The organism is Neptunomonas sp. ABH4_499 (genome assembly GCF_056160565.1).
Window position 1 is genome coordinate 1 of the sequence record NZ_JBSWXK010000057.1, and the last position, 250, is coordinate 250.

The window sequence follows — 250 nt, forward strand, 5'->3', positions numbered from 1 at the left end:
TAACGCTTGGGGCAGTGAAGCCATCGAGCCTCAATCGAGTGGTCGTTGATACGACGGTTCAGGAAAAGAACATCACCTTTCCTACCGATGCTAAGCTATACCATAAAGCCCGGAAAACTCTGATATCAGTGGCTCATGCACATCGGATCACGCTCCGACAGACGTACGATAAAGCCTGTCAGGATCTGATGCCCAAAATTGGTCGATATGGCCATGCGCGACAGTTCAAGCGGATGCGCAAGGCGATCAA

At 50.8% G+C, this 250-nt stretch carries 1 pseudogene; it reads left to right on the plus strand.

The annotated features are described in order from the left end of the window. Positions 1–250 (plus strand): annotated as a pseudogene (locus ACXAF9_RS18220) (IS5/IS1182 family transposase); the annotation flags it as partial.